This window comes from Streptomyces swartbergensis, from assembly GCF_002148965.1.
Lineage (GTDB): Bacteria > Actinomycetota > Actinomycetes > Streptomycetales > Streptomycetaceae > Streptomyces > Streptomyces swartbergensis.
In genome coordinates this window covers 23,616-30,781 of the sequence record NZ_NGFN01000050.1, presented here as the reverse complement: position 1 = coordinate 30,781, position 7,166 = coordinate 23,616, and the positions used below count along the sequence as shown (strand labels likewise).

Below are 7,166 nucleotides of genomic sequence, written 5' to 3'. Positions count from 1 at the left end.
GGGTGGGGCGGCTCGATCAGGTACAGCCCCACCGGCGTGCCGTCCTCGGAACGGTAGGTGTGCTGCCGGACCACCGGCTGTACGGTGGCCGGCGATCCGGCGGCCGCGCTCTCGGGGATGCAGCGGCCCTGCCGGGCGCAGAAGCGGTAGACCGTCGGCGGGGTGATGAAGTCGGTGTAGGTGAACCACACCTGGCCCGTGTCACCCGGAGGCGTGCTGAGGTTGCTGATCGTCCCGGGTCCGGTGCCCGGCGTGGGCACGTCGGCCAGCTTGCGGCCCGCCGCGTCGTGCACGGCCAGGCGGGCTGCTCCGCCGCGCGTGGTGCCCACCAGCAGCCGCGGTTGCTGACTGTCCGGGTCGGTCAGTGCGGTGCATGAGGTCAGCAGGGCATCGAGTTCCGGGGTGATCAGGGTTGACCAGGCCTGGTGGTGGGCGTCGGCTGGATTGACGGAGCAGACGCGGCCGCGCGGCGCTCCGGCGTCGGTGATGGCGTAGAGCAGTCCGTGCGGGCCGAACTTCAGCAGGGCATTGGTGCGCTCTGCGCTGCCCTGGTGGATCAGCCGCAGCTGGGGCGCCTGCGGGCTGGTGCCGGCTGGGCCGGTCAGCTCGGCCAGGTACAGATCGTTGCCGCTCTGGGCGCCGGACGCCGAGCTGATTGTCAGCCACCGGCCGTCCGGGCTGATGTCCACCGACAGGTGCGCCTGCGCGGTGCTGAAGATGAGCGGGTCGGCGCAGGGGTTGCTGCCGAGGTGGTGCAGCCGCACGCCGCGAGAGTCGGGACCCGAGCCGTGAGTGACGTAGTAGAAGCCACTGTCATCGGGCAGCCACGCCACCGCAGTGGGACGGCCGAGTTGCAGCGGGCCGTCGGCCACCTGGCCGCTGGCTACATCCAGCACCCGTAGCTCCGGGCTCTCGCTGCCCCGGTGCGTGAGCTGAAAGGCCACAAGACGGCCTGTCCAGGAGGGCCGCCACGCGCTCAGCAGCGTCAGCCCCGCCGCATCCAGCGCGATGGGGTCGACCAGGACGCGCTCGCGCTCCTGGCCCTCGTGAGCGCCCTCGGCAGCGAGGAGCATCGGCAGCTGGGCGCCGTGGTCGCGGCGCAGGAAGAAACGCCGGTCCCCGCGCCACACCGGCGGCGTCACAACCGGAACCAGCGCGCCGCCCAGCTGCTGCAACTCTTCCAGCGCCGTTCGGAAGTACTGGCGGCTGGCCCAGGTGGGGGCGTGCGCGGCGAACAGCTGCTGCTGCTCGGTCAGCCACCGTTCACGTGCCGGATCCTGATCGTCCTCCAGCCACCGGTAGGGGTCGGGGATGCGCCGGCCGTGGAGTTCGTCGACGAGTGGCAGGCGGGCAGCGGCGGGATAAGCCGGGGACGCTTGGGACTGCGGCGGGTCCTGCGGAGTCGCGGGACCCGCCGCCTGCTGTGCGGAGGCCAACGCTGTCAGTCGTTGCTGCCTGCGGACAGTTCCTGCCGCCACTGCGGCAGGAATGCGACCTCGTCCGCGGCGATAGGGAGACCGGGAAAGATGATCCCGAGGGGCATTTCGCTCATCACATACTCCTCACCCTGTGACTGCAATGTGCCTTGCATCGTCATTCCTGCCCAGGCGGGAAGCATCTCGGCCCACCCATTCGGGTGAAAGGGCAGTAGCCGATGGGGGCTCGCTGCCCGCCCAAGCGCCCACCGGTCCCCGGCGCTGGTTCTGTAAGTGGGAGCGAGGAACGTTTGTCGACGGCTTTGGACAGCACTTAGCGATCACCGGGCCCGAAAATGTCGATGAGAAGCAGCAACGCTGCGGGGGCGTGCGGTGTTGAGGCTCCTTCAAACGGGCCCCGTCTGACAACCTGCCAGGTTTGGGGCATCACGGCTGTCAGAAGTGGCCGCAGGCCGTCGCGAAGCGACGCTCGAAGAAGCGCCTCTTGATACCGGCCGTGGCGCGGGTCCGGTGCCGTCAGCCCAGGCCCGGCGGTGTCCAGTCGGCATGCCGCAGGATGGTGTGGACGGTCGCGCGGGAGGGGGCCAGCCGGAGAGCGGTGTTGCGCACGGCGACGGCCAGGGGGTTCGTCAGTTGCTGGCCCATCCGGCCGGCCTGGCGGGCGGCGCGGGCGACGGACTGGCTGCGCGGGCGGCGCTCGGTGTCGTAACGGGCCAGCGCCGATTCGACGGTGGGCTCGGTGGCGAGTGCGGCGGCCAGCACGGCCGCGTCCTCCAGTGCCTGGCAGGCGCCCTGGCCGAGGTTCGGGGTCATGGCGTGGGCCGCGTCACCGAGCAGCACGATCCGGCCTGCGGTGAAGGAAGGCAAGGGTGTCACCAGTTCGTGGATGTCGTGGTGCAGGACGGCGTCGGACCGGGTCGCGCCCAGCAGCTCGGGGATCGGATCGTGCCAGTCGCCGAAGCGGCGGCGCATCGCGGCGAGGGCGTCCGTATGCCGCGCCCCGGGCGGCGAGTTGAGCACTGCATGCCACTCGGCCCGGCCGTCGGTGAACGCGATGTGGCCGAACTCGGCGCCCTTGCCCCAGGTCAGCTCGAAGTCGGTGGCCAATTCGACCGGGCGCTCGGTGATGGCGCGCAACACGGTCGACCCGCTGTAGGCCGGGCCGGGGTGCTGAGGGAACAGCTGGGCGCGCAGCCGGCTGCCCACTCCGTCGGCGGCCACGACCAGATCCGCCTCGAGGGCGGCGTCCCCAAGCAGTAGCCGGACCCGGTTGGGGTCGGAGCGGTCGACGGACGTGACCTCGGCCCCGACCACCAGGCACTCGGACGGCAGCGCCGTGCGCAGCAGGTGGTGCAGCACAGCCCGGGGGATACCGGCGATCGGTGTGCCCAGCTCGCGCTCAAGAGCGGTCCCGTCCATCCGTGCCAGCCAGCCGCCACCAGGGACACGGGTGCCTCCGGTGTACTGCGGCCGCGCAGCCGCGCGCACCGCCTCGCCGACGCCGAGGACGTCCAGGGCACGGATGCCGTTGGCGTGCAGGGAGATGCCCGCACCCACGTCAGCGAGGACAGGGGCGCGTTCGACAACCGTCACCTCCCAGCCGATCAGGCGCAGACCGATCGCGGCTGCCAGCCCGCCGATGCCTCCGCCCACCACCACCGCACTGCCACCCATACCGGCCCTCCCTCGTCCGCCCTGCCGTGATCCTTCTACAGATGTAGAAGGAGAGTACCCCGCTCCCGCTCCTCTACAGGTGTAGAAAAGGGGGATGCCCACAGATCGACGCACCGTCCTCGCCGATGCGGCCATCGGCGTACTCGCCGAGGCCGGAATCCGGGGACTGACCCATCGCGCGGTGGACCGGGCAGCAAACCTGCCCCCCGGCACCACCTCCGCCTACTACCGCACCCGCCAGGCACTGCTCACCGCACTGGTCCGGCGTCTGGTCGCCCTTGACCAGGCAGAACTCCAGGCGATCGGGGAACAGGCGCCGCTGCCGCGCAGTGCCGAGGAACTGGTGGCCGGGATCGCTGCCTTCGTCGAGCAACGGCTCACGGGGGAGGGACGACGACGCTCCCTCGCGCGCTACGCGTGCGCCATCGAGAGTGTGCACTACCCCGAGCTGCAGGAGATCCTCATGCCGCGCCAGAACGCAGCACGACAAACCGCGCGCGACTTCCTGGCCGCGCAAGGCGTCGCAGACGCCGAGGACCGTACTGTCACGCTGCTGACCTGTGTGGACGGATTGGTTTTCGACCGCCTGGTGGGGGGCGGAACCGTGTCGGACCAGGAGATCCGCGGGCTGGTGGCGGCAGCTCTCCGATAGCTCGCACCTGCCGGCACCGGGCGGGCCCGAACGACCAGATGCTCCCGGGGCCCGCTGGCGGAAAAGGAAGGCTCGGCAGGACATCCCCGCCCGGGCATCACGGCGGATCGCCGCGTACATGACCTTGGACTTCGGTGGCGCCATCGCACCCTCACCCGCAGAGCACCCCCAGGCTCCCACCGCAAGGCTCTGGGTGTTGCCAGAACTCAGAAACATGGCCCTCGGGCGAAACCGGGCGTTGCTCGCTCTGAGCGACAAGTGGTGTCAGCTCTCAGGTGCAAAACCATTCTGCTGAGCATCGAACCTTTGGTTGCGTTGGGGCGGCCGTGTGGGAATCCGTTCGCCCCGTGCAGCTAACCCGCCTATTGTGCCTGCCGTGCAGATCACCACGATCGATCCACAGCAACGGTCCTACGGCCAGGACGCTTTGGTCACCGACGCCACACGGCTGCTGTTCATCAGCGGCCAGATCCCGGAGGACAACGATGGTCACGTCCCGGATGACTTCGAAGGCCAGTGCCGCCTGGCCTGGCGCAATGTACTGTCCGTGCTGGAAGCAGCGGACATGACTGTACGTAATTTGGCGAAGGTCACCGTGTTCCTGTCCGACCGGCGCTATCGGGAGGCCAACGCACAGATCCGTCACGAAGTCCTGGGGGACCATGGTCCCGCCCTGACCATCATCATCACCGGTATCTACGACGAGGCTTGGTTGCTGGAGATCGAAGCGGTCGCGGCGGCTTGAGCGTCGGCTTCCCGGCCTCCTCCATGCGCCCGATCGGATAGAGGGACCCATCCGATCGGGCGCATGGAGGCGCGGTGGCAGAGCCGGTGGAGGTCCGCAGGCTGACCGACCAGGAGGGACAGCGGCTGCAGCAGAGCGTGCGCCGGGGCAGCACCAGTTCGGTGCGCTACCGGCGGGCGATGATGATTTTGGCCTCGGCCGGCGGGAACCGTGTACCGGTGATCGCGAAGCTGGTGCAGGCCGACGAGGACACTGTCCGGGACGTGATCCACCGCTTCAACGATATCGGGCTGGCCTGTCTGGACCCTCAGTGGGCGGGAGGCCGTCCCCGCCTGCTCAGTCGTGACGACGAGGACTTCGTCATCCAGACGGCCACCACCCGCCCGCGCAAGCTCGGCCAGCCCTTCACCCGCTGGTCACTGCGCAAACTGGTCGCCTACCTGCGCCGCGTCCACGGCCGCGCGATCCGCATCGGCCGCGAGGCGCTGCGGTGCCTGCCCGCCCGCCGCAGGGTGACCTTCCAGCGCACCAAGACCTGGAAGGAGTCCACCGATCCTGAGCGGGACGCCAAGCTCGACCGGATCGAGCACGTCATCGAGCACTTCCCTGATCGCCTCTTTGCCTTCGATGAGTGCGGCCCGCTGGGCATCCGCCCCACGGCAGGATCCTGCTGGGCCGAGCGCAGCCGCCCGGACCGGGTGTCGGCGACCTACCACCGCACCCACGGCGTGACCTACTTCCACGGCTGCTATTCGATCGGCGACGACACCCTCTGGGGCGTCAACCACCGCCGCAAAGGCACCGTCAACAGCTGGGCGGCCCTGAAGTCGATCCGTGCCGCCCGCCCCGACGGCGCCCCAATCTACGTGATCCTGGACAACTTCTCCGCCCACACCGGCGACAAGATCCGATGCTGGGCAAAGAAGAACAAGGTCGAGCTCTGCTTCTGGGTTCTAACGGTCGTTGCAACACCTCAGCCCAGAGGTGGCAGTGGACATCGAATTTCGTGGGATCCGAAGGTCCCAGGGCAACAAGCCGTTGGTCCAAGAACGGGAGACATACTTCCTGCTTGTGGATCAAGGAATGAGCTTTGCCGAGGCTGCCAGCACCGTCGGCATCAGCACCCGCACGGGCGAGCGATGGCGCAACGGACGAGGTGCCTCGGGTCGGATCAAGGCATATCCACCGATCAACGCGGCACCCGTCGCTGAACCGATTGAACCCTCGCGCTATCTGCGCGAAGCGGACCGCGTCCACATAGCCGACCGGCTGCGGGAGAAGGCCACCATCCGGGCGATCGCCTCCGAGCTGGGCCGAAGCCCGTCGACGATCAGCCGCGAAGTCCGCCGCAATGGCACCGCCCTGGCTGACGGTCGCTGGCACTACCGGCCCTATAGCGCCCAGCGCCGCGCGGACGCCCGCCGGCCTCGTCCCAAGACCGGGAAGATTGGACAGAACCCGGAACTGCACGACTTCATCCAGTCGCATCTGACTCTGCGCTGGAGCCCTGAACAGATTTGCCACGCTCTGCGCAGACGCTTCACCCATCGGCCGGACATGCACGTGAGTCACGAGACCATCTACCAGGCCCTTTACACCCAAGGTCGCGCTGAACTCCGTCGCGAACTGACCCAGGCTCTGCGCACTGGACGTGCCAGGCGACGCCCTCGCCGCCTGGCCGACCGGCGGCGCTTCCGTGCAGTCAAGAACATGGTCATGATCAGCCAGCGGCCGCCCGAGGCAGCTGACCGGGCTGTGCCCGGGCACTGGGAAGGCGATCTGATCCTCGGCCGCAAGAAGTACTCCGCGATCGCCACCCTGGTCGACCGCAGCACCCGTTACCTGATGCTGGTCCACCTGCCCGACGGCTACAACTCCGCAGCCGTACGCGACGCCCTCATCGCCGCCGTCAACGCCCTGCCACCCCACCTAAAATGGTCTCTGACCTGGGACCAGGGCACCGAGATGGCCGCTCACCACGGCTTCAGCATCGCCACCAACGTCCCGATCTATTTCTGCGATCCCGGCAGCCCGTGGCAGCGCGGCTCGAACGAGAACACCAAGGGCCTGCTGCGGCAATACTTTCCCAAGGGCACCGACCTTTCGGTCCATCCTCGTGAGCACCTTGATGCGGTAGCGGCCGAGTTGAACAGCCGCCCTCGCAAGACGCTCGGCTGGGCAACGCCCGCTGATCGTCTGCAGCAGTTCCTGGACGGCGAAGGCGGTTTCGTCATCGGCGGCCGCGACCTCCACCACGGCCAGGCCCGGCGTTGCCACGTGCGTTTCATTGATCTGCCTCATGCACGGCACTACGCGCCGGCGTGCGCAGAAGTTCTCCGATCCCGGCGTCTTCACCCGACCGAGTAGGGCCCGGGCATAGCGACCGGCGACCAAAGTCCCCGGGTTGCGCTAGGTGTTGCGCGAAGTGTTCACACGACCGTGTCGGGACCGCTCCTGAGGCCCACCGCTTTGTCACCAGGGCCATAAACCACTGGCGCAGCGGGGAGCCGCCGCGACCGAAGAATTATCGGTCGCGCGTGCGATGTGCTGATTGAGGCCAGCTGAAGCTTTTCCGTCGGTGTGATCCTGGGATGGGGAGCGGCACAGAAGGCCCCTCCTGCTTGTGCCGGCGAGTTGCACCACATTGTCCTTATTCATT

The 7,166-nt window shown here is 68.5% G+C and carries 5 protein-coding genes and 2 pseudogenes; 4 read left to right on the top strand and 3 right to left on the bottom strand.

Annotated elements, in window-relative coordinates:
• Together CA983_RS11380 and CA983_RS11375 are read right to left on the bottom strand one after the other, a co-directional pair.
• Positions 1-1,436, bottom strand: a 1,436-nt coding sequence (locus CA983_RS11380) for a prolyl oligopeptidase family protein (RefSeq protein WP_483027214.1), incomplete at its 3' end; no start/stop codon positions are given.
• 516 nt (positions 1,437-1,952) lie between these two features.
• On the bottom strand, positions 1,953-3,110 hold the full coding sequence (locus CA983_RS11375; protein WP_086600763.1) for an FAD-dependent monooxygenase: 1,158 nt from the start codon (positions 3,108-3,110) through the stop codon (positions 1,953-1,955).
• Between the two features lie 94 nt (positions 3,111-3,204).
• On the opposite strand from CA983_RS11375, the gene CA983_RS11370 reads away from it, so the two are divergent.
• The 4 genes and pseudogenes from CA983_RS11370 to CA983_RS11355 all read left to right on the top strand — a co-directional run.
• Complete coding sequence (locus CA983_RS11370; protein WP_086600762.1) at positions 3,205-3,762, top strand: TetR/AcrR family transcriptional regulator; 558 nt, start codon at positions 3,205-3,207, stop codon at positions 3,760-3,762.
• A gap of 376 nt (positions 3,763-4,138) precedes the next feature.
• Entirely contained in the window at positions 4,139-4,507 is a 369-nt protein-coding gene (locus CA983_RS11365) for a RidA family protein (protein ID WP_208636935.1), read from the top strand.
• A gap of 74 nt (positions 4,508-4,581) precedes the next feature.
• Positions 4,582-5,718, top strand: a complete 1,137-nt coding sequence (locus tag CA983_RS11360; RefSeq protein ID WP_244206807.1) for an IS630 family transposase — start codon at positions 4,582-4,584, stop codon at positions 5,716-5,718.
• Positions 5,624-6,718: pseudogene (locus CA983_RS11355) on the top strand (IS30 family transposase); the annotation flags it as partial. The gene CA983_RS11360 and the pseudogene CA983_RS11355, both read left to right, overlap by 95 nt.
• Here CA983_RS11355 and CA983_RS47785 read toward each other — a convergent pair.
• Positions 6,707-6,808 (bottom strand): annotated as a pseudogene (locus tag CA983_RS47785) (DUF6207 family protein); the annotation flags it as partial. The pseudogenes CA983_RS11355 and CA983_RS47785 sit on opposite strands and share 12 nt — an antisense overlap.
• Between the last annotated feature and the right edge of the window lie 358 nt (positions 6,809-7,166).